A 26,164-nucleotide genomic window follows, 5' to 3' on the forward strand; every position below is an offset into this window, starting at 1 on the left:
GTGACGACTTCTCTTGATTTACTCGTTCACCAGCGTCAGGCGCATGAAGGCCTTTCCGTCCGGAGAATCCTCCATCGCCGTCGCGCAATAGTAAGTGAAGACGTCGAACGCCCCGTCGCTCGCAGGAGCTCCTGCCTGGATTACGTTGGCGGCGGCACCGGGTGCGGATAGACCGGCAATGGTGGCGGCGGCTTGCGGGACGAGCGTTACCCCGCTGCGGTCTTTGCGGACGCGGGCCTGGAAGCTGAGGTAGTGTTTGTTAGGTGATCCGGACAAACCAATGGCGCTGCCCAATTTCATCTCGCCCTTCGGCAGGAGGTTGGGATTCGGGGTGAGGGGATTGGTGTCGAACAGGTATTCGAGGAGGTTGGAAATGCCGTCGCCATCGGGATCCGAGTTGATTCCGCTTTGGCCGTTAGGGAGGGTGTATTGGAATGCCCACGAAGCGAAGGGGATGGTGGCGGGAATGATGCCGCCGCTGGCGACGCCGATGTTGGGAATCGCCAAGGCGGAAACTTCCGCGGCGGTGAGGACGCGGTTGTAGATACGAAAATCGTCGATGGTGCCGTTGAAAAGCGGATCCGCCGCATATTGGCTTTTGCCGAGGTAGTTGAGGCTGGGATTGAAGTTTGCGGGAGTGATGGTGATGGCCGCAGTGCTGGCGAGGGCGCCATTGATATAGAGGCTCCCGGTGTTCGCACCGAGGGTGACGGCGATGTGAACCCACTCGCCCACGGGCAATGCCGCGGTGTCCAAAGTCTGCTCCGCACCGCCATTCTTGATGGCGAAACGGCCGTTGGGAGCGAAGAAAAGATATTGCGAGGTGCCGGTGCCGAAATCGAAAACGCGCTGCCAGTTTGCACCACCGTTCCATTTCACGCGAGCGGCGACGGTGATGGTGCTGTAGCTGGCGACAGTGGTCGGGAGGGTGACGAAATCATCGATCGAATCGAAAACCAGGGCCTTGTCATAGCGTCCGTTTCCATAGACGGGTCCACCGGTGCCGCTGCCATGCTGGGTGCCGGTGCTGTCCAGCAGGTTCGTATTCAGTTCGTAGGTATCCATCAGCCCGGTGACTCCGGTGACGTTGATATTTAGCAGCGCATCGTCGGTCGAGTTGCGGCTGTCGGTGACGCGGACGACGAAACGGTTGGCTCCGGTGTTTCCAGCGTCGGGCGTTCCTGATAGGGCACCGTTGGGCGCGACATAAAGCCAGGCGGGACCAGAGACCTTGCTGTAGGTCAGCGTATCGCCGGCATCGGCGTCGGTCGCGGAGCCGATGATCGAGTTGTAGTAAATCTGGCCAGCGGTCGCGTTGGGCCTAGTGATCGGATCCGAGATGAATTGCGGCGGCTTGCTGTTCATCAACAGGATGATCTGGGCGTCGGTCAGCGCGGTGTTATAAATACAGAACTCGTCGATGCGGCCGTTAAACAGCGCGTCCGGCCATTGGCTCTTGCCGATGTAGTTGGTGGCGGCGCGGAAGTCGCTGGGATTGATGGTGATGCTGTTGTCTGTGTCCACGACGGCACCGTTGATGTAGAGCTTTCCAGTATTGCCGTTGAGCGTGACGGCGACGTGCGTCCAGACTCCCACCGGGATGGGCGGTCCATCCATCACCTGTTCGGTTCCACCATTTTTGATGGCGAAGGTGGTGCGCGCAGTACCGCCGGACGATGGTGTGAGGAACAAATTTTCCGCCGTGCCGCTGCCGAAATCGAAGAGGCGCTGCCAGATCGGCCCGCCGTCCCAGTTGACCCACGCGGCCACGGTGATGTCGGTTGAGCTGGCGACATCGGATGGCAGCGTGACGAAATCATCGACGCCGTCGAGATCGATGGCCTGACCTTGTTTGCCCGCGACGTAAACCGGCCCTCCGGTGGTGATGCCGTTGGCGGTGCCCGCGCTGGCGTTCGCATTTCCATCGAAGGCATAGCGCTGCTCGTTGCCAGTTAGATCCTTCACGTTGATTGTGACAATTGTCACCGCGATCGCTCCGACGGGGTCGGTGACGGTGACCGTAAAGGTATTGATTCCGGTGTCGTTCAATGACGGGATACCGGTAAATTTCCCGTCGCTGGCGATGTTCAACCAAGCGGGGCCGGCGAGTTTGGCGAACTTGAGAACCGATCCGGCGTTCGCATCGGACGCATCACCCGCCAGGGTTCCGCTATAAGGCTGGAGCTTCACCGCGTCCGCCTTGGCCAGCGGATTGGCGGTGAACTGCGGGGCGATGTTGTTATAGTTCGCCAGCACCTGTGCGTCGGTTAGTGCGGAGTTGTAGAATCGGATGTCATCCATCCGTCCATTGAACAGGGGATCCGTCGCGAACTGCCCCTTGCCGAGATAGTTCCAAACCGTTGCGACATTCACGGGATCGATGGTCATCGCGGTGTTGGTGCCGACGAGGGCTCCGTTGACGAAAAGCTTTCCAGTAGTTCCGGTGAGTGTCACCGCGACGTGGGTCCATGCTCCGACGGGCAGCGCAGCGGTGGAATCAAGGCGTTGTTCGCCACCCGTCGCGTCGGCCACCGCGCCGTTTTTCATGACGAACCGCAGCTTGGAGGTGTCTCCGGTTTTCGGAACCATGGCGACGAATTTATCGGTTCCATCGCCGAGGTCGAAAACGCGCTGCCAATTTCCGCCGCCGTTCCAGTAGACCCATCCGGTGAAACTGAAGTCCGTGCTGTCGCCCAGCTTGGATGAGAGCCGGATATAATCGCTGGTGCCATCGAAGCTGATCGACTGGCTGGACTTGCCCGTGGCGTAAGACGGCGTGCCCATGACGATGCCGTTATGGCCGTTGCCGGAGCTGTCGTTGGCATTTCCCTCGAACAGAAAACTGGCGTTCACCGCCGTCGCCGTTTCTGGAAAAGCCTGCACCTGAGAAGGGGAGGAAATCTGGTTCTGATAGACCGGACCCGCGGTGGTGAGCCAGCCGCCGTCCCAGACCATGCGGCGGTTGTCGCCCACCCAGTTGAAAATCGCATAGCGTTCGACGTAGGGGGCCCAGCCGTCCATCATGTCGATGAACTCGTTGATCCGCGTGGCGTTTTGCTCCTGGGTGGGATTATTGGAGCTGTCGTTCCAACTGGCGCCGTTGTTGAACTCCGTCAGCCAGACAGGGCGCTTGGTCCGTTCGGAAATGGTGCGGAGCAGCTCATGCAGACCCCAGGCGTCGTAGTTGGCCCCGTAGAAATGAACAGCGACGAAGTCGACCCGATAGCCGAGCTGGTCGCAGCGGTCGATAAACGGATAGAGCCAGCTGTTCAGTCCGCCCTCGGTCACCGCGGGCGAGCCAAGACGCAGCCCGGATTTCATAAGCTCCGGCCATTGCGCGATCGCCTGATCCACGGTTTGAGGTGTTTGCGCCGTGTCCCACGTGTTGTCGGGCTCGTTGTAGCCGAGAAGGTGGGTGACATTCTGCTTCGCGTTGATTTCGTCAAATCCCGGCCAGTAGGGACCATGCCGCATGGGGACGTAATCGGAATCCAGGTTATTGCTGTCACCACCGGCATCCCAGCCGTAGTTCCAGTAGTGATTCATTTGCCAGCCATCGCCGCCGCCCCAGCCTTTTTTCAAAACCCAGCGCCATGGGAAGACGCGCACATAGCGAATGTTGTTGTTCAGCGCCGCAGGTAGAACGCTGACTTCAAGGTCTCCGTCCTGGGCAATGTAAACCTTGCTGGAACCCATGCCTGTATTCTGTTGGGCGACGGTGCACATGTAGCCGCGCTTCAATTTGAACGAACTGGTCGCGGCTGATAGAATCCCGAGACTCGCCTCATTGTAATACGTGTAAAGCCCCAGCGATTTCGACGGACCGGTGAAATGGGTGCCGTCGAAAATCTGCAACGGCTTGTAGGTCGGGCCATGAGGGATGACGACGGTGCCGGCTTCATACTGCACGATCCTCACATTGCTGTTGAGCACCGCCGCCGCACCGTTCACCCGGAGTCGGCCGAGAAACGTCGAGTTCACCACCGACGGGCGGATGTTTCGCATGAAGAACCACGAGTCCGTCGAATTCAAATTGACGATGCAGCCGGGAATCGGATCGCCGGTGCCGGTGATGTTCAGCTCCGCGCGTCCCGTCATGGTGACGGTGGTGTTGGTCAGAGTCGCCGCTGTTTGAACATCATTAGCGATATTGAGCGCTTGGGCGTTGGCTGCCACCGAAAGGACGACGGACACCGCCGTCGCGAGGAGCCGGGGAAATGGGATTTGGAAAGAAAAGGCTCGGTTCATGAACTTGGATTTTTCACATGGAAACTTAGGCGAAGCGGTTTCGGGTTTAAACCGCCCCGTTCGGGGGGAAGTCAAAAAACACGCCGTCTCCCATTTTACAAAATGGCGGCATGCAGATCATAAACCGGAGTTACTAAGCCGCAAGATTTTAAATATTCGCGGATATATTTAAATCCGCAAAGAAAAGCCGGAGAAGCGCTAGGCTCCTCCGGCTGGTGAATCGGGACGGGTTTCGGAAGTTACTTGTGCAGGATCTTCGCCACCTTCGGCGCACGCAGGCGGTGCGGTTCAGGCAGGTTCGATCCGAGCAGCGGACGGCAATAGTTCCGGAAATCATCCGTTACGCCGTTACCTTCCGCATTGATGAAATTGTCCGGCATGTGGCGTGTTTTCCCGGCGACTTTGCGGATGTCCACGAGTTGATAATCCACGCTGTAGTTGAGCACCGGGCGCTTGATCGCCACCGAGCCGTCAACATTGTCCCACATCGCGAACTGCACGGCTTTCTCGCCGACTTCGCGGGCCTCGCGGGCGTCGCGGTCCGACTGGATGCCCATGAACGAACGTTGCAGGTAGCCGAAGGTATCGGAACGCACGCGCTTGATGCCGAGTCCCTTGCGGATTTCGTTGGAAAGCAGGTCGCCGAGGGCGCCGGTGCCGGAAAGCTGGACGTTGCCGTGGGAGTCGCGCTCTTCGACGCCGAGAAGTTTGACGATCATCGGCGTGTTGTCGGGATCGGAGATGCCTTCGGACACGGCGATGGTGCAAAGGCCGTGTTTTTGATAGACGCGATCCACGTCGGCGAGGAAGTTTTCCATCACGAAATGGCGTTCCGGCACGTAAATGAGGTGCGGTCCGTCATCGACGTATTTTTGTGCCAGCGAAGAAGCAGCGGTAAGGAAACCTGCGTGGCGACCCATTACGACACCGATGTAAACGCCCTGAAGCGCGCGGTTGTCGAGATTCACGCCCGAGAATGCCTGAGCCACGAAACGCGCCGCCGAGCCGAAGCCCGGGCAGTGGTCGTTTTCCTCAAGGTCGTTGTCGATCGTCTTCGGAATGTGGATCGCGCGCAGTTCGTAGTTCGCTTCCTTCGCCTGCTCGTTGACGATGCGGACGGTGTCGGACGAGTCATTTCCACCGACATAGAAAAAGTAGCGGATGTCGTGCGCCTGCATGACTTTGAACATGCGTTGGCAATACTCTTCATCCGGTTTGTCGCGGGTGGAAAGCAGGCCGGACGATGGAGTGCCGGCGACTTGCTCCAGGTTGTGGGTGGTCTCGCGGGTGAGATCGACGAAGTTTTCATCGACGATCCCGCGGACGCCGTGGACAGCTCCATAAATGGAGGTCACCTGGCTGAATTTGCGGGCTTCGAGGGCAACGCCGACGACGCTTTGGTTGATCACGGGAGTGGGGCCACCACCCTGGGCGACCAAGACTTTTCCTTCTAGGCGGTTACTCATGCGGGCGGGAGAATTGACGATCCGGTGGCAGATGCAAGCCCGGAAAAATGACGGAATCGTCCGGGGAAGTCGTTGGAAAACAGTTGGGAATTCCATTATTCCACCAGCGGGCCAGAATATAGGTTCTGTAAGGCCTATGAGTCCTATTCCTCCTTTTCCCTGCCCGCACCTCCCGGAAATTTCCGGAGCGCACGACTTCACGCTGACCCGCCGTCACGGCGATGCGAAAGGCACGGAGTTCTATCTGGACGCCTTGCGCTACGCTCAATCCCAATGGATTTCTGGAAAACCCGCGCAGGCAATCCTCCAACTCAACAAAGCCTGGATGGCCGATCTCACCGGAGACGAGCCTGTTTTAAAAACGCATCCATCGCCGTACCGCGCGCTCGTTTGGATCATGGAAACCGCTTCCAACGGCGATTATGGCTACATGGGAAATCCCGTCCGCCATTTCCAACACCTCGCCAGCCGCATGTCCGGCCCGCGTGCCGGGATCCGTTCTTGGCGCGCGTGGCTCTGCTTTCACCTGGCCGAGCGGCTTCTTGATTCTGATAGGTTTCCCCGCGATGGCGAACAAATCGCTCGGGAGGGGTTGTGGATTCCGGGGTTTCAACGCGCATTCCAAGAAGTCTCTGCCTGGGGATGGTCGGGCGAGTTAAGTTCCTTTCCGAACCTCGGACCGATCAATCGAGCGTAAGATCCACCGTCCGGCCGTCGTTGCATTTTTTCACATGAACCCACCGGGAAATTTCATCCGTTCAGTGCTCTATCAGTCGATCGTGCTCATGGGCGCTCTTCATGCTGCGGAGCCGGTCCGTCCGCTGATGCGGGATTTCATCGGGCTCAATGGTCATACGGTTCAGTTCAAGCCGGAACTCTATCAGCCTGTATGCCGGCTCGTCCGCGACTATCATCCGGTCGCGTGGGATCTGGAAAAGCAGACCGCCACGCTCCCGCCGTTTCCATCCGCGAAGAACAAGGTGGACTGGAACCAGGTTTACGGATCGTGGAAATCCAAAGGCTGGATCACCGACGCCTGCCTGATGTTCGAGTCCGTGGATCATGCCGACTGGACTGATCTCGATAAGGATGCGCGGAGTTACGGTGCTGCGTTTTCCAAGGAGTTTGGACCCTCCGGAAAAAGCCGGGTCGTCAGCTCGGTGGAAATCGGCAACGAACCGGGATCTTGGAGTGACGCCGACTATTCACGGATGTTCCGGGCCATGGCCACCGGCATCCGGGCGGGTGATCCGAAGATGACGATCGCCTCCTGCAATCTAACTTCCGGGGCGAGTGGGAAATACGAGAAGAGCGTCTCGTGCATCGCGGACATGCCCGAACTCGTGGACGTTCTCACCATTCACAGCTACGCGGAACTAACCGGTTGGCCGTCGTGGAAGCGGAGTTTTCCCGAAGATCCGGCTCTGCCGAAATACCTGAAGGACATCGAGAACCTATGCGTTTGGCGCGACCAACACATGCCGGGAAAGCCGGTTTGGATCACTGAGTTCGGCTACGACAGCACCACCCAGCCGAATGAAAAAACCGGCGATTTCGCAAAATGGGAGGGCGTTACGGATGAACAACAAGCGCAATGGATTGTCCGCTCGCTGCTGGTTTTCTCCTCGATGCCGGTCGAGCGTGCCTATCTCTATTTTTTCAATGACGAGGACAAGGCAAGCGTCCATGCCAGCGCCGGACTCACCCGGCACTTCAAACCCAAACCCTCGTTTTACGCCGTTCGCCACCTCCAGCAGACGCTGGGAGACTTTCGCTTCCGGAGGATTCCGACCAACGATCCCGGAAAACTCAGAATCCAGGAATATGAAAGCGAAGGAAAAACCATCTGGGCGGTTTGGTCTCCTACCGGTGATTCCCGCACCAGCAAGATGGCGCTCGATCATATCCCCGGTAAACTCGAGTCTTCCTCGCGTATGCCGCTCACCGATGCACCTGCTGTTTCCGGAGAAGCCCGACAGACGGCATCCGGCAGCGTCGAACTGGAAGTCGGAGGCAGTCCTGTCTATCTGACTTTCGAAAAATGAGCGGCTTGCGGGATTCTTGAAACCCTATTTCCCGCTCCATCCGCCGCCTAACGCCTTGGCGAGGGCAGCGAGGGTGATTCGTTGCTGGGCTTCCACCTGGCTGAGGGCGAGGCGGGTTTGGAGGACGCCGCGCTCGGCATCGACGACGTCGAGGTAGTTGGTCAGGCCCTTGTCGTAGCGTTCCTGGGCGAGTTGTTGGGTATCCTTCGCGCTTGTCACCGCGCGCTCGAGCGAGGCACGCGAATGGGCGAGACCCTTGAGATCGACGAGAGCATCCTCCACTTCACGCAGGGCCACGAGCAGGGTCTGGCGGTATTTTGCGAGGGCTTCGTCGTAGCGGCTGCGCGCTGCCTGATAGTTGGCTTTGTTCGTTCCGCCGTCGAAGATCGGAGCGGCGACATTGGCACCGAGCGACAGCACGCGGTTTTCCCAATTGAGGAATCGCTTCGCATCCACCGATTCGAATCCACCGCCGGCACTGAGGCTGAAATTCGGATAGAACGCGGCTTCCGCCACGCCGATTTGCGCGTTCGCGGCACGCAGTTGTTGTTCGGCCGCACGGACGTCCGGGCGGCGCATCAGAACTTCGGCGGGAAGTCCGGCGCGGATCGACGGCAACGTGCTGATAGGTGTGCGGGCGGCGACGCTGAAGTCGGAAGGAGTGACACCGCACAGCACGGCCAGCGCGTGTTCCGCGGAGCCTCGCTGGCGTTGGACGAGCGCGAGATCGTTGTCGGCGAGTTCCACTTCGGTGCGGGCGCGGCTGAAGGCGAGACCGTCGGTGAGTCCGGCATCCATCTTGGATTTCTGGATGTCGAGCGCCTCGCGACGGCTCTTCAAGGTGTCGTCCAAAACCGCTTCCTGCGCATCGAGTCCGCGCAGCAGGAAATACTGGCGGGCGACTTCGGCGGCGACGCCTAACCGTTGCGAGTCCAACAGGGCCTCGCTGGCGGCGGCTTGTGCGGAGGAGGCTTCGATCAGCCGCTTGTTTCGCCCCCACAAGTCGGGATCGTAGGCAAGATCGAAGCTGCTGCGGTAGTGTTGCGATTCCAGATCCACGTCGACCCCGGAAGGAATATTTCCCCGCAATACGTCCGAGGAACTGCGGGAAATCCCCGCGCTGCCCATCAGATCGAGTGTGGGAAACATCCGGGCCTGATCCACGGCGACCAGCGCACGCGAAGTATCGACACGTGCCTTGGCGGCGGCGAGATCGTTGTTGGCTGCTAGGGAATGATCGATCAGCCGGTTCAGTTCGCTGTCGTTGAAAAGACGCCACCAGTTGTCGGGAAGCCGCGCCGCCGGTGTGGCCGCGCCTTCTTTCCATTTCGTGCCGCCGGTCACACCGGGAAGTTGGAAATCCGGGCCGAGCGTGCAGGAGGCAAGCGCGATTGAGGCGGGCAATATCAGATAGCGGTGTTTCATGACTCAGTCGAAAGCGGTGGGAAGTGATGGATTCGCGGCGTGTTGCCAGGCGAGGTCGAGGTAATGTCTGGCTGCCCGGTGCGGACACAGCGGCGGCAGCCCGTCGGCGGAAAAGAAATCGGCACCGGAAGTTTCGTGGCTGGTAGCTAGATTTCCACCGATGATGCGGCAGAGGAAAACGAGTTTGTAAACATGCTCCGGCTGGCGCGGATGCCCTTGCTTGTCCTTGTCCCAACAGGCGATGAGTTTCATCACCTCCACCTCGATGCCGGATTCCTCACGGACTTCCTTTACGGCGTTCTCGGCGGGGCTGCCATTGAGATCGGCCCAGCCTCCCGGAAGCGTCCACTCGCCGGAGGATGCTTCCTGCACCAGTAGGATGCGGTCGTTTTCATCAAACACCGCCGCGCGAACATCCACCTTCGGGGTCGCGTAGCCAAATTCCTGCGGCCATTTGAAATCAGGAGCTACAGCCTGCATCGGCAACGAGGAAATTTCGTGCAGGCGCAGATAGCGCTCGCGGTCGTAAGGACCTTCCGAGTAACGCAGGCCAGCCTCGGCGATGGACTTGAGCTCGCGGCTCAAGGCGATCCAATCCGGTGGTGCTATCAGGTCGGGAGGGTTCATTTTCTTTCCGGTGCTTCGATGAAGACATCCACTTGCTGGCCGACGTATAACGGAAGATCCGCCGGGCGGACGAGCGAGTAAATCACCTGCAGCACGCGGGTGTCCACCCGTTCGGTGCTTGATCCGGTGAGCGAAACCTTGGGAATCACGTAAGGCTCCACGCGGATGAATTCGAGCGGGAAGGTGATCGTGGGATCGCCTTTCAGATAGCCGTAGGCCTTCTGTCCCTCGCGGATGCGGGTCGCGTTCTGCTCGTCGATGTCGGCACGGACCTGGAGTTTGTTGGTTTCGCCGAGGATCATCGCCGGAGTCTTGGGCGAGGTGGCCGCGTATTCGCCGGCGCGGACGTTGAGCTGGATGATGGTGCCGTCACGCGGGGCTCTAACGGTCAATCGTTCGATCAACATGGCGATCCGTTTCAAAGACGTTTCCGACGAGACAAGCTGCGCCTTGGCTGCGGCGACTTGCGCTTGGGAAACGGTGACGTCCTGTTTGCGGTTCTCCAAGTCGTCGCGGCTGACGGCGCGGGTATCGCTAACAGCAGTGAGCCGCGCGAGCTGTCCTTCGAGTTTGCCGAGTTGCGCCTCGCTGACCGTGATCTGCGCGCGTGAAATTTCCTGTTGGGCCTGGGTGGAGAGTTGCTCGGCGATGAGATCCCGGTCATCGAGTTTCAAGAGCGGCTGACCATTTTTCACGGCATCGTTCACCTTCACGAAAACCTCGGTAACGAGGCCGGGCAGGGGAACACCGATAGCAACATTTTCACTCAGTGCCTCAAGAATTCCGGTCGCGGCGACTGCGTGGACATAGGGTTTCTGCGGAGGCATGACCGGCGGATCGCCAGGGGGCGGCATCGCGCGCTCGGCCTGGAGGTTTGAGACCCTCACGATCATCACCACGCCGAAGATGGCGGCGAGGATCGATCCGTAACGGACGGTTTTCGACATGAAGTTCATGATGGAATGTTAGGTGGCGTGTTCGTGCTCGAAATGAGGTTGCTGCTGCTGTTCCTTGACCTCGACGATCTCGCCGTCGTCCATGCGGGCGATCCGGTCGGCGTAGGAGAAAATGCGATTGTCGTGCGTCACTATGATTACCGCACGCTCCGGCGAGCGGGCGACCTGGCGGAAAAGATCGAGGACGATTTCGCCGTTCTGCGCGTCGAGTGCGGCGGTCGGTTCGTCGCAGATTACCAGCGGCGGCTCGTGGACGAGAGCGCGGGCGATGGCGACGCGTTGCTGTTGTCCGCCGGAGAGTTTGTTAGGCCGCTCCTTCCAGCGAGGGCCGAGTCCGACGCGTTCGAGGACCTCCCGCGAGCGCTTGAGCGCCTTGCTGCTGGAAACGCCTTGAATGAGCAGCGGCACGCCGACGTTTTCCGCGATGCTCAGCGTGGGGATGAGATTGAACTGTTGGAAAATGAAACCGATGTTCTCCGCCCGAAAACGGGTGAGCGCCGCACCGGACATTTTCTCAAGGTGATTTCCGAAAACCTCGATCTCGCCACTCTCCACGCGCATCGTTCCGGCGATGGCGCTGAGCAGCGTTGTTTTTCCGCAACCGGATGGCCCGACGAGCATCATGATCTCGCCGGTGCGCGCCTGGAGGTTCACTTGCTTGAGCACGTGGATCTTGTCCGGCCCGTCGCCGAAACTTTTTTCGACAGCGCGGACATCGACGACGATGCGGTGAGTGGATGGAGATGTGTTAGGCACGGAAGACCATGGCGGGTTCGTAGAGACTCAGGCGGATGATTCCCATCAGGGCGGCAAGCATGCAGATCAGCTGGATGACGCAGAACGCCACCACCGGGATCTGCCACGGCATGACAAACGGTGGCTGGCCTTTTTCAAGCGCTCCCATTGCGAAACCGGACGTCGCTAACAGACCGAGTCCGAAGCCGATCAGCCCTACGGTCAGCGCTTGGAAAATCAACATCATGCTCAGCCGGAAATTCGACATGCCCATCGCCTTGAGCGCGCCGAGGTGTTTCAAATTATCCAAAACAAAGGCATAAAACGTCTGACAGGCGATCGCCACTCCCACGATGAATCCGATGATCACGGTCGTGCCGAAGGAAATCGGGATGCCGGTGTTTTTCACATACCACCACACCGTGGAGGTGCTGAAATCCTTGGTGCCTTTCCCGAATTCCCCGTTCACATAGGCCCGCAGTCCGGTCTGTTTCTCGATCTCTATCACCGCGTCGTCCACGGAGACGCCCTCGATCGGCGCTGCGATCACGGCGGAGAGCATTTTCCGCTGTGGCGGCGCGTATTGCAGCGCCCGCTCGTAGGTTGTCCAAATGTAGGGACCGCCGGTGAACGAGCGCATCGCCTTGCAGATTCCCACGACCCGCGCTTCGACGTCGTTGATTTCGAAAATCGAGCCAACTCCGACGGGATGCTCCTTATCCAGAGAAAGCCGTTCCACTGCAAGTTCGTCGATGATCACCGTATTCGGCAGCCGCAAATCCTCGAGCCTTCCTTTTCCCGGCACCATCCTCCCCGGAGCGCCTGCTAGCGACGCCGCGTCGATTCCCACGAGTTGCACGGTTTTGAACGCGCCGTTAGACAACCGCACCCGCTGGATGCCCGAGTAAAGCGGCATCGCCCAACGCACTGCGGATACCGAGCGCACCCGCGCCACATCGGTATCGCGCATTGGGTTCGTTTCGTTGATCTGTTCCACGCGTTCCTCCACCACATAAATCGGAGCCGCCACGTTTTTCAAAGTCGCCGTGGTCCACATCATCAGTCCGCAAAACACCGACGCCTGTTGGACGATCAGAAACGTGGCGAAAAACAGACCGGCCACCAGCATGAGATACTTGGCTGTGTCGCCGAAGAGCATTTTGAGAGCGAGGCCGATCATGCAGGAAATGGGAGGAACAACCTCCCGCAGGCGGATCTTAGCGATGGCTCGCGACCGCGCAACCCGTGACATGCAATTCCGTGAAATCGTGATGCACTTGTTTGAAACGTGGCGTTTTAGGCTCTTTTGGGAAGAGTGGCCTGAATTCCTGCTAGGTCCCCAGAGACGAATTGGCTGGGAGGGAAATGAACGATGATGAAAGGCAAACGACCTGTTTCCCCGGGCAAAATACCGAGGTCGTTGGGCTGGCGACCTAGGTCGTTTGCGAAACGACCTGGGTATTTCATGAAGCGACGCGGGTCGTTTAAGCGAGAACCGAGGTCGTTTTGAGCGGGGAACGGGTCGTGGGCAGGGCGGGAGAGGTCGCGGGGAAGCGGACTGGGGTCGTTTTTGAAAGTTACCTCGATTGTTTGGGAAACGACCCGGGTTGTCGGCCAGACAGCGGGCTGCCGCAGTCCGAGGGGGATTTTTCTGGATGCGGCGGAGACGGGGATTTTATGCTCCCTCCATGCGTTCGATGGACGAATGGTTGGTGTCGGAGGAAACCGGCGAGGCGTTTACGCACTGCCTTTGCTGCAAGGTCCCGCTGGTGGAGATCGATGCGGTCTGGCTGGTCAACAAGGAGTTTGTCCGTGGCGAGTGCGTCCTCGAATACGCAATCTGTCAGCCGTGCCGTGATGCGGTGACCGATCAACTTTCAGAAGACTCGAAAGAATCGGTGCGGAGTTTCCTCGAACGGGAAATCGATTGGGACGGGCGGATGAAGGAATTCATGTTGTCCCACGATTTGAGGGAACGCTTCGATGCCTGCATCGCGTGTCGCACGCCGCGGAAAAGTCTGGAGGGATTCGGGATTTCCGCGCTATTCGATTCCAGCGGTTCGCTGGTCACCGGGCCGCTGCCGCTGATGATCTGCCGGCCGTGCATCTCGCGGATGACGGCGGGTCTATCCGAACAGAGTCGCGAGATCTGGCGAAATTTTCTCGCCGACCATTTTACGGGACCGCCGAATGATTCGGGCTTTCCCGGATTTCTCTGACGGATTCAGCCTTTGATGAAATCCAGTTGGCAAAGCGATAACGCCGCGTTCAGCCTGCCGTTTTTCAAGTGGCTGGTCAGATCCGTCAACCGCTTGAGATACAGTTCCGCATCTTGCTGATAGGCTTCCTGAAGGTGTTCTTTTTCGATGGGCGAGAGTTTTCCGTCGAAGGCCGCGGCGACAGTTAGTAGATCGAGCAGGAAATTCCGCTCCTGCTCGCTGACCTCGCGAAGTGTTTCGAGAAACAGCTCCCAATCGTCATAACGATCTTCCTCCTCGACCTGGAACAGGTCCTTGAAGCGGAGCAACAGGATGATCATGTTGGGATGGTAGTTCTGCGTCATCACCACGGCGTTGCCGATGGCGCGCAGGCAGCCTTTTTTCGCTTCCGGCGAAAGGATTTCCAGATAGCCGTCGGCCGCAACGGAGTCCGCGATCTTGTTGGCAAGTGCGTAACCGAACAGCCTCAGCCGGGCCTCGCGGATCACTTTGAGGATGACAAGGCCGTTCCAGAACATTTCCACCGGAATGGCAGCATAAAGGATGGGGACTCCTAGCAGACGGCTGCCAACGGTGAAACGCAGGCTGTATTTCAGCAGGAGATTCGAGACGATGATCTTGCCTTTGTATAACAGCCCGAGGACGAAGAGGTTCTTCTTCGAGATCCTCTTGAAGGGATCGATGCCCAGGATTTTCAGCTCCGGATCATTGATCTCCAGCGCGGTGCGGGCGAGGATGTTCTTCACGCCGAAGATCCCGTCTTCGAGCGATTCATGCATCACGTGCTCCAGATGGATGAGTTCGCTGACCTTGTGAACCGCTTTGAGGGAAATATAAAACAGGCAGTAAAACTCGATGGCGGTGGCAACCACGGTGACGGCAATCAGCCAGCCGTAGTGGACCCAGGCGGATGCATTGGTGAACCGCACATCCACATAGATGATGGGAAATACGCAAATCATGCCCACCAGGCAGGATAGGACCACCCCCTTCACGCTGATGCGGTTTACCTGCCGCGTCAGTTCCTCATCCGGTATTTCAAACGCGGTCTCACCGGTGTTCTCCCGCTCGAACCGTTCGAGGTGATAGAGGCCGAAGCGTTCGAATCTCGAAGGCAATGCGGTGGTTGGCTCGTTCATCGGTCGTGGTGGCGGAACAACCCATTAGCCGAACCCGGCGCTTTCCGCCAGCCAATTGGCGTTTCGGGATCAGCCGTGAGAAAGCGCTTCCTCGAAGGCGGCGATGATCGTTTCTATCGGTTCAAGCCCGCACGAAACCCGTAGCAGGTTTGGAGAAACTCCGCAGCCTTCCGCCCATTCCAGTTCGTGGTAATGGGCCAGCATCGTGTAGGGGCAAACCAAGGTGAATGCCGTTCCGAAACTCGGACCCTTGCTCAGGCGCAGCGCGTCGTAAACTTTCGGCGTTTTCTTCGGCATTTTCAGGACGAACGAAAGCAGGCCGCCGTAGCCGCCGCCCTTGCGCATGACCTTGTCGTAGTTTTCCCGTTGGGTGAGGGAAGGATGCCAGACTTCCGCGACCGCGGGATGATTGGCGAGCCAGGAGGCGAGTGCGAGTCCGTTGGCATTCACGGTTTTCATCCGCTTGGAATAGCCTTTGAGGTTGGAAAGCAGCACTTCCGCATCGCCGATGTAGAGCGGTGCGGTGTCGGCGGAATCGACTTTCAGAGACTCGCGCAAGGCATCGGCGACCGGCGAGTCCGCCCGTACCGCCGCCATTCCGGCCATCACGTCGCCTTCTCCCGAAATCCATTTTGTCAGACTGCCTGTGACCACGTCGGCGTATTTCAGCGAATCCACGTTCAGCGGACCGGCGGTGGAATCGTCGATGATCAACGGCGTGCTGCTGTCCTCACAGGCTTTCGCCACGCGGTGCAGATCGACGGTGCGGAGCAGGGGATTGCTCGGGACCTCGGTAAACACGCCGGCGAATTCGCCCTGGCGGATGCGTTGCAGGGCTTCGTCGAAGGATTCACCGGACGCATCATTCAGATAGACGACCCCGTGGCCGAAATACTCCTGCACCTTGAGGCTGTCCACGTAGGGAAATTCCAACTGCAGCGTCTTCTTGCCTTCGCGCACGCCGGGAAGCGCGCGCAGAACGGCGGTCACTGCTGCCATGCCACTGGAAAAAATGAAAATGTCCTCAGGCGCCGCGCCGTTGAATTTTGAGAGGGATCTGGAAATCAAATGCGACTTCGAGCCCGTGCGCATGTTGCCATCGAGGAAATCCGTTGCCTGCCGGCTGCTGACGACTTCACCGGTGAAACGCCAGTAAGCATTCGCATCCGCCTTGGCCTTGGTCGGCACGACCAGCACCTGCAAGCCATGCAGGCTCGTGATTCTAACGGCTGTTTCCGCCCGCAGCTCCACCCAGCGGTGGGCGCGTGTCACGGAGTTCCGAGTCGGCAGGACGATCACTTCCTCATGCTCGCTGGCGACTTCCGATTTCGCGGCGGCGAACAACCGCTCCACGGCCGGGTGCTTGAAAAACCGGGGATAGCCGGTCCGCATCCGTTTCACGACTTTCTCGCGGCCTTCCTCGTAGCCGACGATCGCATCCCATGTCGGCAGGCAAACCGAGCACGCGTGGGTGGAATCCGGAAGCGGCAGCCCCAGATCCTGTTCCTGCCAGGCCGGGTTGGCTGATAGGTCACGCATCACGCCCCCTCCATGCCTCGCCAGTGGACTTTGGGCAAGCCGGATCAACGACAAATCCTGAAGAAATCCGAACCAAACTCTCGATTATCCCCGAATTTCAACGATCCGTGAGACTCCCGGACCGGTGATTCCAGCCTGTTTCAGCCCCGAAACACCGCGATCAGGGATTGATCACGACCATCGCCCGCTTGCGCTTGCTTTCGATCCAGTGCTCGTATTGGGCGGAAGTCTTCTTGCGGCTGACCTGTTGTTCGACCATCTGCCGGACTTCATTGTCGAGCGGTGGCGAAGGACCGAAATCGATCGTGATCGGCTTGACGATGGTAAAGCCTTGAGGATCCAGCAGCGGCCCGGCGACCTTGCCGACCGGAGTTTCGAAAACGATCGATGCGAATTCCGGCGACAAGTCAGCGCGTGGCACATCCTTTTGGATCCCGCCATCCGCGGCGAAGGCATCTTTGGAAAACTGCTTGGCGAGCTCGGTGAAATCCTTCCCGTCGGAAATTTGCTTTGCGACGTCTTCAGCGACGGCGAGTTGCGTTTCCGGAGTGTTCAGCGGGTTCTGCGGATCAGAGGCTGGGATGAAAATCTTCTGAAAGGTGATCTTGTCTTTGGAGACATCACGCAAGGTGAGCTTGATCTCGTCATACTCCTTTTGGATTTCATTCGGGAGCGGCGGCGGGGCGTCCGCGAACTGCTGGGCGCGCATTGCTTGGACGACCATTTTCTCGCGGGTCATTTCGCGATAGCCTTCCATCGTCAGCCGGCTGTTCTTGAGCTCCTGGCGGAATTTCGCCTCGTCGCCGTTGTAGAGTTCGCGCATCTGGCGCTTGATCTCCTCGTCGATGAGATTCGGTTTGATGAACGCTCCGAGCTGTTTGAACTCGTCGAGGATGATCTGGCGGTCGATGAGCTCCTGGATGATCTTGCTTTTGGACTCCTTGAATTTCGTCTCGAACTGAGGTCCGCGGCGCGGGAACTGTGTCACCAACTGTGCGTAAACCGGAGCCAGCATGAAGGAAACCTGGTTCTTGGTGATCACCCGGCCGTTGACCTTGGCGGCGATGCCATTGACCTCGATAGGGCCCGATGGACGTTGCTGCGGTGGTTGCGGAGGTGCCACTTGCGCGGAAATTCCTGACCCTGAGAAAATGGCTCCGGAAATTGCCATTGCCAAAATCGGAGCGAAACCGAGACGCGAATTCATGGAGGTCATTTAAGGGATCAGAAGTTTTGAAGCAGGGTAACGGCTTCGGCGAGCTTTCCCTGCGGCGTGGCGGATTGCAAGCGGGGAAACCTGCGGCCTTCGAGGAGGATGTAGTCGCCATTCCGGTGAAGCATCAGGCGCTGGCCTTGGATTTCCACCGAGGAGATGCCTTCCCCGGCGGCGAGGGCTTTGATACGGGTGATTTCGATGAGTCTTGCAGCCGCGTCCGGGATTCGGCCGAAGCGGTCGCGCCAGGATTTTTCGAGCGCATCGAGGGCCCTCTCGGTCCCGGCCTCGGAAATTTCCCGGTAGGCGGTGATGCGGACTTTCGTTTCCTCCAGCCAGGAGGCCGGCAAAAACGCGGGGAGCACGAGCTTCGGATCTTCCCGAGAGTAGGCGGTCTCGCTGAAGCAGATGAAATCCGCCTTGAAACTCGTCTCGTCGCGCGGCGCGTCCTTGCGGCCCTTGAGCCGGTCCACGGATTGGCGGAGGAGCTGGCAATACAACTCGAAGCCGATCTGCGAGATGTGGCCGGACTGCTTCGTTCCTAACAAATTTCCAGCACCGCGGATCTCCAGGTCCTTCATCGCGATTTTGAATCCGGAGCCGAGCGCGGTGTATTCCTTGATCGCGTTGATCCGTTTCCGCGCGTCGCCCTGAGTCATCATGTCGCGGGGCAGCAGCAGGATGGCATAGGCTTTTTCTCCCGCCCGGCCGACGCGGCCCCGGAGCTGATAGAGATCCGCGAGACCGAAACGGTCGGCGCGATCAATGAGGATGGTGTTCGCGTTCGGGATGTCGATGCCGGTTTCGATAATAGTCGTCGCTAACAAAACATCCGCCTCGCCCTTCACGAAAGTATGCATCACCACTTCCAGGTCGTCCTTGTCCATCTGGCCGTGGCCGATAAGGATGCGCGCCTCCGGAACCAACTCGCGGATTTTCGATGCCATCATGTCGATGGTCTTCACCCGGTTGTGCAGGAAAAAGGTCTGCCCGCCGCGCTTCATCTCGCGGCGGATGGCATCGCGGATGATCCGCTCATCGTAGGCGCAGACAGTCGTGGAAACCGGCACCCGGTTCGGCGGCGGGGTGTCGATGGTGGACATGTCGCGCGCGCCCATCAGCGCCATGTAAAGCGTCCTAGGAATCGGCGTCGCGGAAAGCGTCAGCACATCGACTTGCCGGAAGAGCTGCTTGAATTTTTCCTTATGCGCCACGCCGAAGCGCTGCTCTTCATCGACGACGACCAGCCCGAGATCCTTGAAATGAACATCACCGGAAACCAGCCGGTGCGTGCCGATCACAATGTCCACGGATCCATCTTCCAGACCGGCGATGGTATCCCGCACCTCGGCGGCGGTGCGGAAACGGTTGAGCAGGTCGATTCTAACGGGGTAATCCGACATCCGCTCCCGGAAGGTCCGCCAGTGTTGCTCGGCGAGCACCGTGGTCGGCACCAGAATGGCGACCTGTTTGCCACTTGTCACCGCTTTGAACGCGCCACGGATCGCGACTTCGGTTTTGCCGAATCCCACGTCGCCGCAGATCAAGCGGTCCATCGGGCGGGTGGATTCGAGGTCGAGCTTGGTTTCCTCGATCGCCCGGCGCTGGTCGGTCGTTTCGGTGTAGTGGAAGGAGCGCTCGAACTCCCACATCCACCGCGAATCCGGCGGATGGGCGAAGCCTTCCTCAGACTGCCGCTCGGCCTGCACGCGGAGAAGCTGAGCTGCGTAATCGAGGATGGATTTCTCCGCCGCCTTGCGCGCGGTTTTCCAGGCGGTGCCGCCGAGCTTGTTGAGTTCCGGCGTCTTGCCGCCGAGGCCTACATATTTCCCGACGAGGTGGGCCTGTTCCAGCGGCACGCCTAACAATGATCCGTCGCGGTATTCCAAAACCAGTTCGTCGCCCTCATCGCCTTGTTGGATGCCTTTAAAACGGCCGATGCCATATTCATAGTGGACGACGAGGTCACCCTCTTCCATTTCATCGACGGTGGCGCGGGCTCTCGACGCACGCGCTTTTTCCAACAGCGAACGCCGCTGCGTGCCGGGCGTGCGGTAGCGGCCGAAAAGCTCCGATGACGAAAGCACCGCCAGTTTGGAAACCGGCACGGTGAAACCGGCTAACAGCTCGCCGCGGATCGGGATGAGTCCGAGATCACGTTCCAGATCCTTGCCCGCGAGTTCGGAGAAGCGTTCCTCCTCGCCCTTGTTGCCGAAGACCATCGCGATGTCCCAGCCACCGCGTTTCCAGTCGTTGAGCTGCCGGAAAAAATTTTCACGCCGCGTTTCCTCCAGCACGAAATCACCTGCCTCGAAGGTTCCTAACGGACTGCCGAAACAAGCGAGGGTGAAATCCTCCTCGCTGTTGAATTCCGCGGCGTCTTCGAGGATTCGCACATCCGGTTGGACGATCTCCGCGCCGAAGGAAATGATGAGATCGGTTTTTCTCCGATAGTCGGCGACGGTGGCTTCGGACGATGGCTCGGCCAGCAGCAGGTCGGATTCGATCAGCTTGTTCGTCGATGCCTGCGAATCCAGGTCGAACTCGCGAATCGATTCGAGATCGGTGTCGAAAAATTCCAAGCGCAGCGGTTTCGCCGCCTGCCATGCGAACAAATCGAGGATGCCGCCACGCACCGCGAACTGGCCGCGGCCGGTGACGGTCGGGACGCGCTCGTAGCCGTGGTCGGTTAGAGATTTCGCGAGTTCTGCGGGATCGAGCGCCGTTCCTGGTTTGAGCGGAGTCCGGCTGGCTCGCAGTGCGTTGGGCGAAGGAGCCTTGCCATCGAACGCGTCGCTGCCGCAAATGACGACGCAGCTTTCCGAACGCGCGAGGATTTCCAAAACCGCGAACCACTCGGCAGCGGACTCGGGATCGGCGATCGTGCCATCGCCCGTTTCGACAGGACCTTCCGGCAAGACCAGCCCGGTCACGCCCCACAGCTCCAGCTCCGATGCCAGCCGCTCGCGATGCCGCGGCATGTCGGAAATCAGCCACAGCCGCGTTTTTTTCCGATCTTTCGCCGCCTGAACCACCACCGCCGAGAGGAATGCGTGGGCGGACTCGGCGGAGTGATCGAGCACGACTTCGCGATCACCTTTGGCCAAAGGGGCCAGGCGCGCGGCGAAATCAGGCTGGGTCACGGCCCGGCGCAGCCAGTCGTGAGCGGAATCGTCCTTCTTGGACACGCCGCACCCTTGGACGGATTTCGCCCCACCGCAAGCACGGGAATTTTCGACCCTAGGGTTTCTGACTCACACCGAGGCGGTAGAAGCGTTTGATCATTCCGGACGTGGATTCCTGATAGGTGCGCGTCTGTAGGTTTCCGGAAACGGAGACGGGCGCGGCATCGACCCGGGTCCACTGCTGGAGATTCGATGAGGCTTCGAGGTAGTAATCGAGGTCCGAGGTGAGTCCGGACACCTGATAGCTCGAGGAGGTCCAGCCGGGATGCACAGTGACGGCGGGAACCGAAACGGGCGAGCTCGAATGCGGATCGGTTCCGAGCGCATACTCCATCAGATTGCTCAGGCCATCATGGTCATCATCCGCCGTGGTGGCTCCGGCACTGTTGGAGGAGGCCCAGGTGGCGTAGCGGGAACCGGGAGTGGCCGCTCCTGGAGAGGCACCGGCGGAGATCCAGTTGATGTAATCATTGCCATAGTCCTTTTCCGACATTTTGGAAAGAGAGGGACCATTGCCATCCGGCGCGGTGAACCACGGGAACTCGTCATCGTAGTTGACCCGATCCATTCTGACATACTGCAGGATGTTCGCGGAATCGACGGGGCCGGGTTGGTCGAGTTGCAGGTTTTCCCCGGCGTTGCTGAGACTTCCGGTGATCCATTCAAAAACCTTGGTGCCTGCGGGCAGGATGGTGCCGAACGACGTGTTGAAACGCGTGAGGCTTTTCGTGAGGATGACGCGTTCGCCGGCGGCGATAGTTAGAGGGCTGACTGCGGGGAATTCGTAGTCGATGCCATCGCTGATGCGCCAGGCTTTGGCTTTGGCCGGATCATAGAGTGTGACCGGCGCATTGCTGACGTTAAGCAGTTCGATGTATTCGGCATCCCCGTTGCCGGCGGGATTATACATGATTTCCGAAATCACGATGGGACCGACCCGCGGGCCGCTGTTCGCTGATCCGGGAGTGGTAGATTTCATGGCGATGAAATTGTAGGAATCCGAACTGGGCTTGTAATAGGATCCCAATGTCTCGCCTTCGTTGCTCGGACCGAAGTCCTCCTTCGTCTGATAGTCGGTCAGCTCGTCGTTGACGGCGGAACTCAGATAGACGGTTTCTCCGGCATCGCTCAGGGCGAACGGGGTGACCTTGTTGGTATCGACGCTGGTGGTGCCGAAGTTCGTGTCCTCATGATAGACGAGGTAGCCGCCCGCAGGAATGATGGTGCCTGCCGGAATGCGGTATTTCGAGAGATCCGCGGAGCTGTCGCTGAGGAACCAGCCGCCGATGTTGACGGCGGCGGCGGTGCGGTTGTGCAGTTCGATCCAATCACTGGCGGAGCCGGAGTTCGCCAGCAATTCGTTCACCACGATGGTCTCGCCGATGGTGTAAGGGTAGTCGAGCGCGCTATAGGTATAACGGGCACCGCGATCGACGATGGTGGCGTCCGGATCCAAGGCGTGTGCCGGATCGCCGGAGTTGATGGCGGGGGAGGTGGGCTGGAGTTGGAAATTGAGAATCACAGGATCGACGAACAACGGATCAGCCAGAATGTTGTTGGTTCCCGCAAGCGCCGCGGTATCGCTGAGGCTGTATGAAACAGTCGCGCTGGAGAAGGAATCCACGGTGACCGGTGGAGTGCTGGGCTTGGAAATGATGCTGTTGGTGATCAACGCCGATCCACCGCCGGAGCCGAAGTTTTTCTCATAAATCGCCACGCCGGTCCCGCACGAGGCGAAGGTGCATTGATCGATGGTCGCGGCGGAACCCAAGTCCTTGATGCCGACGCCCAGGGTGCAACCAACGACCAGAAGCTTGCGCAGCGTGACGGTGGAGCCCTGGCCGACGGAGACGCCTTTGTCGGAATTGTAATAAATCTGGGTGCCTTGGATAAGGACGTTCGAGCACGCCTCGCCGATGTCGATGCCATCGCTGTTGGAACCTTGGAATCGATAGATTTTGCAATCCTCGATCACGCCGTTGATCACTCCGTCGAAGTCAATGGCATCGGTATCCGGCGCGTTGTTTCCAAGCAGGGTGCAGCGCTGGATGAGGGCAGCTCCTTTCTTCACGTGGATGCCATCCCCTGTGTAGTCGGAGTGCAAAACGCTGTCGCGCAACGTGCATGAGCCGCCAAACATGTAGAAGGTGAGATCGCAATCGTCGATGTCGATGAAGTCCGCGACCACCGTGGCATTGTGGCCGGTGATGGCGTGGTCATAGAGCACGGGCTCGTAGCCTTTGGTCGCGCCACGGACGATGAGATGGGCGAGATTTGATGGGCCGCTGCCATCTTCGAAACTGATACCACCCCAGCGCCCGCCATTGCGGCCGGTGATGCTGACCGGTTGGCCGGCGGTGCCATTGATGTTCATCACGCCCTGCACTCGGATATTGCGCAGCGGGGGCATGTGAATCACGACACCTGCGGGAATAGTTAGGGTGATTCCGGCCGGGACGATCAGATCGCCGGAAAGGGTATAAACCGTGCCGGTGGTGAGAGTGGTATTGGATGCCAGTGTGCCGCCGATCACGGTTTCGCCGGATGCCGCGAAATTCGCGGTGACGGTCTGCGCTCCTGTGATGGTTAGGGAAATGCTTTCGCCGCCCGTGGCTCCGGTCCAACCGGTGAAAACATAACCCGGTGCAGGCACCGCCTGGAGAGTGAATGCGATGTTAGGAAACATCTTGAATGTGGATGGATCGACGGGCACGCCTTGGACAAACACCTGGCCTTGGGCGGCGTTGTTCACTCCGAGGGTGAAATTCACCGCTGTGCCGACACCGAGCTGGGTGGTGACTTCCGCGTTGAAATTCGCGCTGCGCTGGGTGGCGTAGTCCTTGATCTGTTGGATGTTGGTCGCACGGATGGCGACCGTGGTTCCATTGGGCGACCAGCGGGTGACGTGGCGCGGGACCTCGGCGGTGACCTCGGTGTCCATCTGGGTGATGACGGACTGCACTCGGGATGTCGTGAAGGTTCCGGCCATGTGGGCGGCGTAGCGCTGGGCGAGGCGCTGTTTGAAACCGTTGTTGAGTTTCAACCGTTTCAGAACGTCCTCATTCGTGAGCATGTCCGACAGCGTTCCGGTGAGCGTGGAAGTGGAAAACGTGCGGTCCATGTCGGTGAGGAACCATTTCCATTTCGCGCCCGCCTTCTTCTCCTTCCAGAACTCGCGGTTGTGCAGCCAGCTCGTATTGTTGCCGTAGGACTCGGAAATCACGAAGTCCATGAAGCTGTCGATGTCGATTTTCGATTCAGCATATGCCCAATTGGTCGGGTTCGTTAGATCGGCGGTGTTGAGGAACGCCATCAACTCCAGCCAATCGGCGGAGCTGCCTTTTTCCACACCGAGCGAGACGGACGCGGAATCCACGTGGCCGTATAACAGGTGATCGATCTTGTCCGCGGCGATGTGGTATTTCTGACCGAACCATGTTTCATCCCAGCGCTGGCGGATGTCGTGAAGGCCGTAGTAAGCGCCGTTGATGAAGACCACGCTTGGCCGATAGTCCGCCGTGTCCACCGCCAGATGTCCGACGGCGAGTTTGGGGAACATGCAATCGCGGAGCATGTCCTTGTTCCAGTTGTCGCCGCCGTCGCGCAGGGTGAAGGCGTTGTGGATCGGAATCTGGCTGCCGGGGAAAATGTCGTATTTGATTTCATCGTCGCCATATTTTCCGCGGACGGAAATGTTCAGCGCCTTTTGCGGATGGACCCAGTTGTTTTCCCCGCCGATGCGGATGCCGCAGTTCGCGCGGAATCCGGCGGCTCCTCCCGATGGGAAGAACTCGACCTGGCCCGGAGCGTCCTTGCCTTTGTAAACATCATGCAGTCCGTAGTCCGTGGATGTTGGTTCGTGCAGGTTCGTGTAGATGCCAATCGTGTTGCCGAAGAGGGTTTCCGGATCGGCGACAACCGAGACGTAGGGGACGCTGCCCTGGGTTTCCCCGATGATGTAGGTGGCCGTCGCGATGGCACCCGGAGCCTTGCCCGTTTCGAAACAACGCGCCCGCAGCGCCGTGGTCGTGGCGATGCTGATAGGTCCGGTGTAGAGCGTGGAAGTGCTGCGCGGATTGCTGCCATCCAGCGTGTAGCGGATCGGTCCGGCGGGGCTGCTCAGGCTCACGTTTTGCGCGGACGGATAGAGTCCCGCGGGGAGGGAAAACGACACGGCATTTCCCGTCACCCGCACATCGTTGACGGCGGCGGTGGTGTTGGCCGCGCCCGGGGTGGCTTCGGCGAATTGTTTCCAGGTCGCCGGCGTGGTGTTGTCGCGGCCGTAGGAAACATCGTCCACCTGCTGGGTGTAGGTGATGCTGTCCACCGCCGTGGCACCGGTGTGGGAGGATCCGGTCAAGCCGAGATCGAAACTGACATCGGAGCTGTTAGCGGCGGATTGGTGGACTTCCACGGCGAGCACGTTGTTCCCGGTGACCAAACCGGAGGCGGGGATATGATAGGTGAAGAACGTGCTTTCGTCGGTGCCGCCCACGGCGAGGGTGGCGAGGGTTTTGTAATCGACGTCTCCATCAGGCATATTACGCCGGACGACTTCCGCGCCGTTCAGATAGATGACGCAGCCGTCGTCCACCAGCAGTTTCAGGGTAAGGCCATGATAGACTGCCGGGTTCGCGACATTGAAGGTGTGGCGGAAATAGGTGGTGATGTATTTGTTCGCCGCGTCGGCTCCGTAGGAAACGGTCGTCGCCGGAGCGTCGCCGTAGCCAAGCTCCGAGGGACCGGATGCCCAGCCGGCATCGTCGAAGATCCGTGCGCGCCACTGGGTGCTCTGGTCGCTGCCGTTGTCCTTGTATTTCCAAGTCGCCACGGTGGCCGGAGAAACCGGGGCAGGGGTCGAGGCGTTCACCAGATCCACGGTGGTGATGCCCGTCGCCTGGGTCAGCGTGAGTGTCTCGCCCAGCGAGGAGAGGTTGAAATTCGTGTGGTATTTTTCCGTGGTGAAATTTCTCCATGGCCAGTAGCCGCGCGGAAATGTCTGGCCCGGCGCGGCATCGTGCCCGTCCGCCATGAAAAGCTGGAACCCGCCGGCCGCGATCGATGCGGTGGACGGCACCGGCCATTTGAAAGGGTCGGCCGGATCGTCACTCAGGAAATAGCCATTCAAGCTGGCGGTGGAAACACCGGTATTTTTCAGTTCGATCCAGTCCGGGTAGTCTTCGAAATCCGTGATGTCCGGGTAGGCCCGGGTGTTCGAGGCCATGATTTCATGGATCTGAACTTGGGCTGGAGAAATGCCGGTCAATAGCCCGCAAAGGAACAGAACATGATGAATTTTCATGGGTTATGAACACGCCAACCCCACACGGCCCGCCTGTCAACCCTCAATGCGTAACCACGCCGTTA

Annotated in this window: 15 protein-coding genes; 3 read left to right on the plus strand and 12 right to left on the minus strand. The window is 59.2% G+C overall.

Annotated features, from left to right (window positions below):
- Positions 1-18: 18 nt before the first annotated feature.
- Both ABIQ96_RS13125 and ABIQ96_RS13130 read right to left on the minus strand, forming a co-directional pair.
- Positions 19-4,248: a LamG-like jellyroll fold domain-containing protein gene (locus ABIQ96_RS13125; RefSeq protein ID WP_348215054.1), complete on the minus strand. Its 4,230-nt coding sequence runs from the start codon at positions 4,246-4,248 to the stop codon at positions 19-21.
- 239 nt (positions 4,249-4,487) lie between these two features.
- Positions 4,488-5,714 carry a 6-phosphofructokinase gene (locus ABIQ96_RS13130; protein ID WP_348215055.1) on the minus strand — a complete coding sequence of 409 codons (1,227 nt, stop codon included), beginning with the start codon at positions 5,712-5,714 and terminating at the stop codon, positions 4,488-4,490.
- 136 nt (positions 5,715-5,850) lie between these two features.
- Here ABIQ96_RS13130 and ABIQ96_RS13135 point away from each other — a divergent pair, with 136 nt between their 5' ends.
- Together ABIQ96_RS13135 and ABIQ96_RS13140 are read left to right on the plus strand one after the other, a co-directional pair.
- The gene (locus ABIQ96_RS13135) at positions 5,851-6,411 is read left to right on the plus strand and encodes a hypothetical protein (protein WP_348215056.1); all 561 of its coding nucleotides are present in this window, start codon (positions 5,851-5,853) and stop codon (positions 6,409-6,411) included.
- Positions 6,412-6,445: 34 nt separating this feature from the next.
- A complete protein-coding gene (locus tag ABIQ96_RS13140) occupies positions 6,446-7,759 on the plus strand; it encodes a hypothetical protein (protein ID WP_348215057.1) in 1,314 nt (437 codons plus the stop codon).
- 24 nt (positions 7,760-7,783) lie between these two features.
- Here ABIQ96_RS13140 and ABIQ96_RS13145 read toward each other — a convergent pair whose 3' ends face one another.
- Genes ABIQ96_RS13145 through ABIQ96_RS13165 form a run of 5 tightly spaced genes read right to left on the minus strand, consistent with a single transcriptional unit; the run spans position 7,784 to position 12,754 of the window.
- A complete protein-coding gene (locus ABIQ96_RS13145; protein ID WP_348215058.1) occupies positions 7,784-9,184 on the minus strand; it encodes an efflux transporter outer membrane subunit in 1,401 nt (466 codons plus the stop codon).
- 3 nt (positions 9,185-9,187) lie between these two features.
- Entirely contained in the window at positions 9,188-9,811 is a 624-nt protein-coding gene (locus ABIQ96_RS13150) for an NUDIX hydrolase N-terminal domain-containing protein (protein WP_348215059.1), read from the minus strand.
- A complete protein-coding gene (locus ABIQ96_RS13155) occupies positions 9,808-10,767 on the minus strand; it encodes an efflux RND transporter periplasmic adaptor subunit (RefSeq protein ID WP_348215060.1) in 960 nt (319 codons plus the stop codon). The genes ABIQ96_RS13150 and ABIQ96_RS13155 overlap by 4 nt, the downstream gene beginning before the upstream one ends.
- A gap of 9 nt (positions 10,768-10,776) precedes the next feature.
- On the minus strand, positions 10,777-11,523 hold the full coding sequence (locus tag ABIQ96_RS13160; protein ID WP_348215061.1) for an ABC transporter ATP-binding protein: 747 nt from the start codon (positions 11,521-11,523) through the stop codon (positions 10,777-10,779).
- The gene (locus ABIQ96_RS13165) at positions 11,516-12,754 is read right to left on the minus strand and encodes an ABC transporter permease (protein ID WP_348215062.1); all 1,239 of its coding nucleotides are present in this window, start codon (positions 12,752-12,754) and stop codon (positions 11,516-11,518) included. Before ABIQ96_RS13165 ends, ABIQ96_RS13160 begins: the two co-directional genes overlap by 8 nt.
- A 436-nt stretch (positions 12,755-13,190) precedes the next feature.
- Between ABIQ96_RS13165 and ABIQ96_RS13170 the strand changes: the two genes are divergently transcribed.
- Entirely contained in the window at positions 13,191-13,721 is a 531-nt protein-coding gene (locus ABIQ96_RS13170) for a hypothetical protein (protein WP_348215063.1), read from the plus strand.
- Positions 13,722-13,726: 5 nt separating this feature from the next.
- Here the strand turns inward: ABIQ96_RS13170 and ABIQ96_RS13175 are convergent, their stop codons facing one another.
- The 5 genes from ABIQ96_RS13175 to ABIQ96_RS13195 all read right to left on the minus strand — a co-directional run bounded on the left by ABIQ96_RS13175 (position 13,727) and on the right by ABIQ96_RS13195 (position 26,099).
- Positions 13,727-14,860, minus strand: a complete 1,134-nt coding sequence (locus ABIQ96_RS13175) for a hypothetical protein (protein WP_348215064.1) — start codon at positions 14,858-14,860, stop codon at positions 13,727-13,729.
- A gap of 69 nt (positions 14,861-14,929) precedes the next feature.
- Complete coding sequence (locus ABIQ96_RS13180; RefSeq protein WP_348215065.1) at positions 14,930-16,399, minus strand: PLP-dependent transferase; 1,470 nt, start codon at positions 16,397-16,399, stop codon at positions 14,930-14,932.
- Between the two features lie 160 nt (positions 16,400-16,559).
- Positions 16,560-17,606 (minus strand): SurA N-terminal domain-containing protein, encoded by a 1,047-nt coding sequence (locus tag ABIQ96_RS13185; RefSeq protein WP_348215066.1) that lies wholly within the window; start codon positions 17,604-17,606, stop codon positions 16,560-16,562.
- 17 nt (positions 17,607-17,623) lie between these two features.
- Complete coding sequence (gene mfd / locus ABIQ96_RS13190) at positions 17,624-20,800, minus strand: transcription-repair coupling factor (RefSeq protein ID WP_348215067.1); 3,177 nt, start codon at positions 20,798-20,800, stop codon at positions 17,624-17,626.
- A gap of 52 nt (positions 20,801-20,852) precedes the next feature.
- On the minus strand, positions 20,853-26,099 hold the full coding sequence (locus ABIQ96_RS13195; protein ID WP_348215068.1) for a lamin tail domain-containing protein: 5,247 nt from the start codon (positions 26,097-26,099) through the stop codon (positions 20,853-20,855).
- Positions 26,100-26,164 lie beyond the last annotated feature (65 nt).

Origin of the sequence: Luteolibacter sp. (genome assembly GCF_039920825.1) — a bacterium.
Classification (GTDB): Bacteria; Verrucomicrobiota; Verrucomicrobiia; order Verrucomicrobiales; family Akkermansiaceae; genus Luteolibacter.

Bases quoted from the DNA above. Each gene is read 5' to 3' on its own strand.
- ABIQ96_RS13125 (WP_348215054.1), bottom strand. From the start codon at position 4,248: ATGAACCGAGCCTTTTCTTTCCAAATCCCATTTCCCCGGCTCCTCGCG.
- ABIQ96_RS13130 (WP_348215055.1), bottom strand. From the start codon at position 5,714: ATGAGTAACCGCCTAGAAGGAAAAGTCTTGGTCGCCCAGGGTGGTGGC.
- ABIQ96_RS13135 (WP_348215056.1), top strand. From the start codon at position 5,851: ATGAGTCCTATTCCTCCTTTTCCCTGCCCGCACCTCCCGGAAATTTCC.
- ABIQ96_RS13140 (WP_348215057.1), top strand. From the start codon at position 6,446: ATGAACCCACCGGGAAATTTCATCCGTTCAGTGCTCTATCAGTCGATC.
- ABIQ96_RS13145 (WP_348215058.1), bottom strand. From the start codon at position 9,184: ATGAAACACCGCTATCTGATATTGCCCGCCTCAATCGCGCTTGCCTCC.
- ABIQ96_RS13150 (WP_348215059.1), bottom strand. From the start codon at position 9,811: ATGAACCCTCCCGACCTGATAGCACCACCGGATTGGATCGCCTTGAGC.
- ABIQ96_RS13155 (WP_348215060.1), bottom strand. From the start codon at position 10,767: ATGAACTTCATGTCGAAAACCGTCCGTTACGGATCGATCCTCGCCGCC.
- ABIQ96_RS13165 (WP_348215062.1), bottom strand. From the start codon at position 12,754: ATGTCACGGGTTGCGCGGTCGCGAGCCATCGCTAAGATCCGCCTGCGG.
- ABIQ96_RS13170 (WP_348215063.1), top strand. From the start codon at position 13,191: ATGCGTTCGATGGACGAATGGTTGGTGTCGGAGGAAACCGGCGAGGCG.
- ABIQ96_RS13175 (WP_348215064.1), bottom strand. From the start codon at position 14,860: ATGAACGAGCCAACCACCGCATTGCCTTCGAGATTCGAACGCTTCGGC.
- ABIQ96_RS13180 (WP_348215065.1), bottom strand. From the start codon at position 16,399: ATGCGTGACCTATCAGCCAACCCGGCCTGGCAGGAACAGGATCTGGGG.
- ABIQ96_RS13185 (WP_348215066.1), bottom strand. From the start codon at position 17,606: ATGAATTCGCGTCTCGGTTTCGCTCCGATTTTGGCAATGGCAATTTCC.
- ABIQ96_RS13195 (WP_348215068.1), bottom strand. From the start codon at position 26,099: ATGAAAATTCATCATGTTCTGTTCCTTTGCGGGCTATTGACCGGCATT.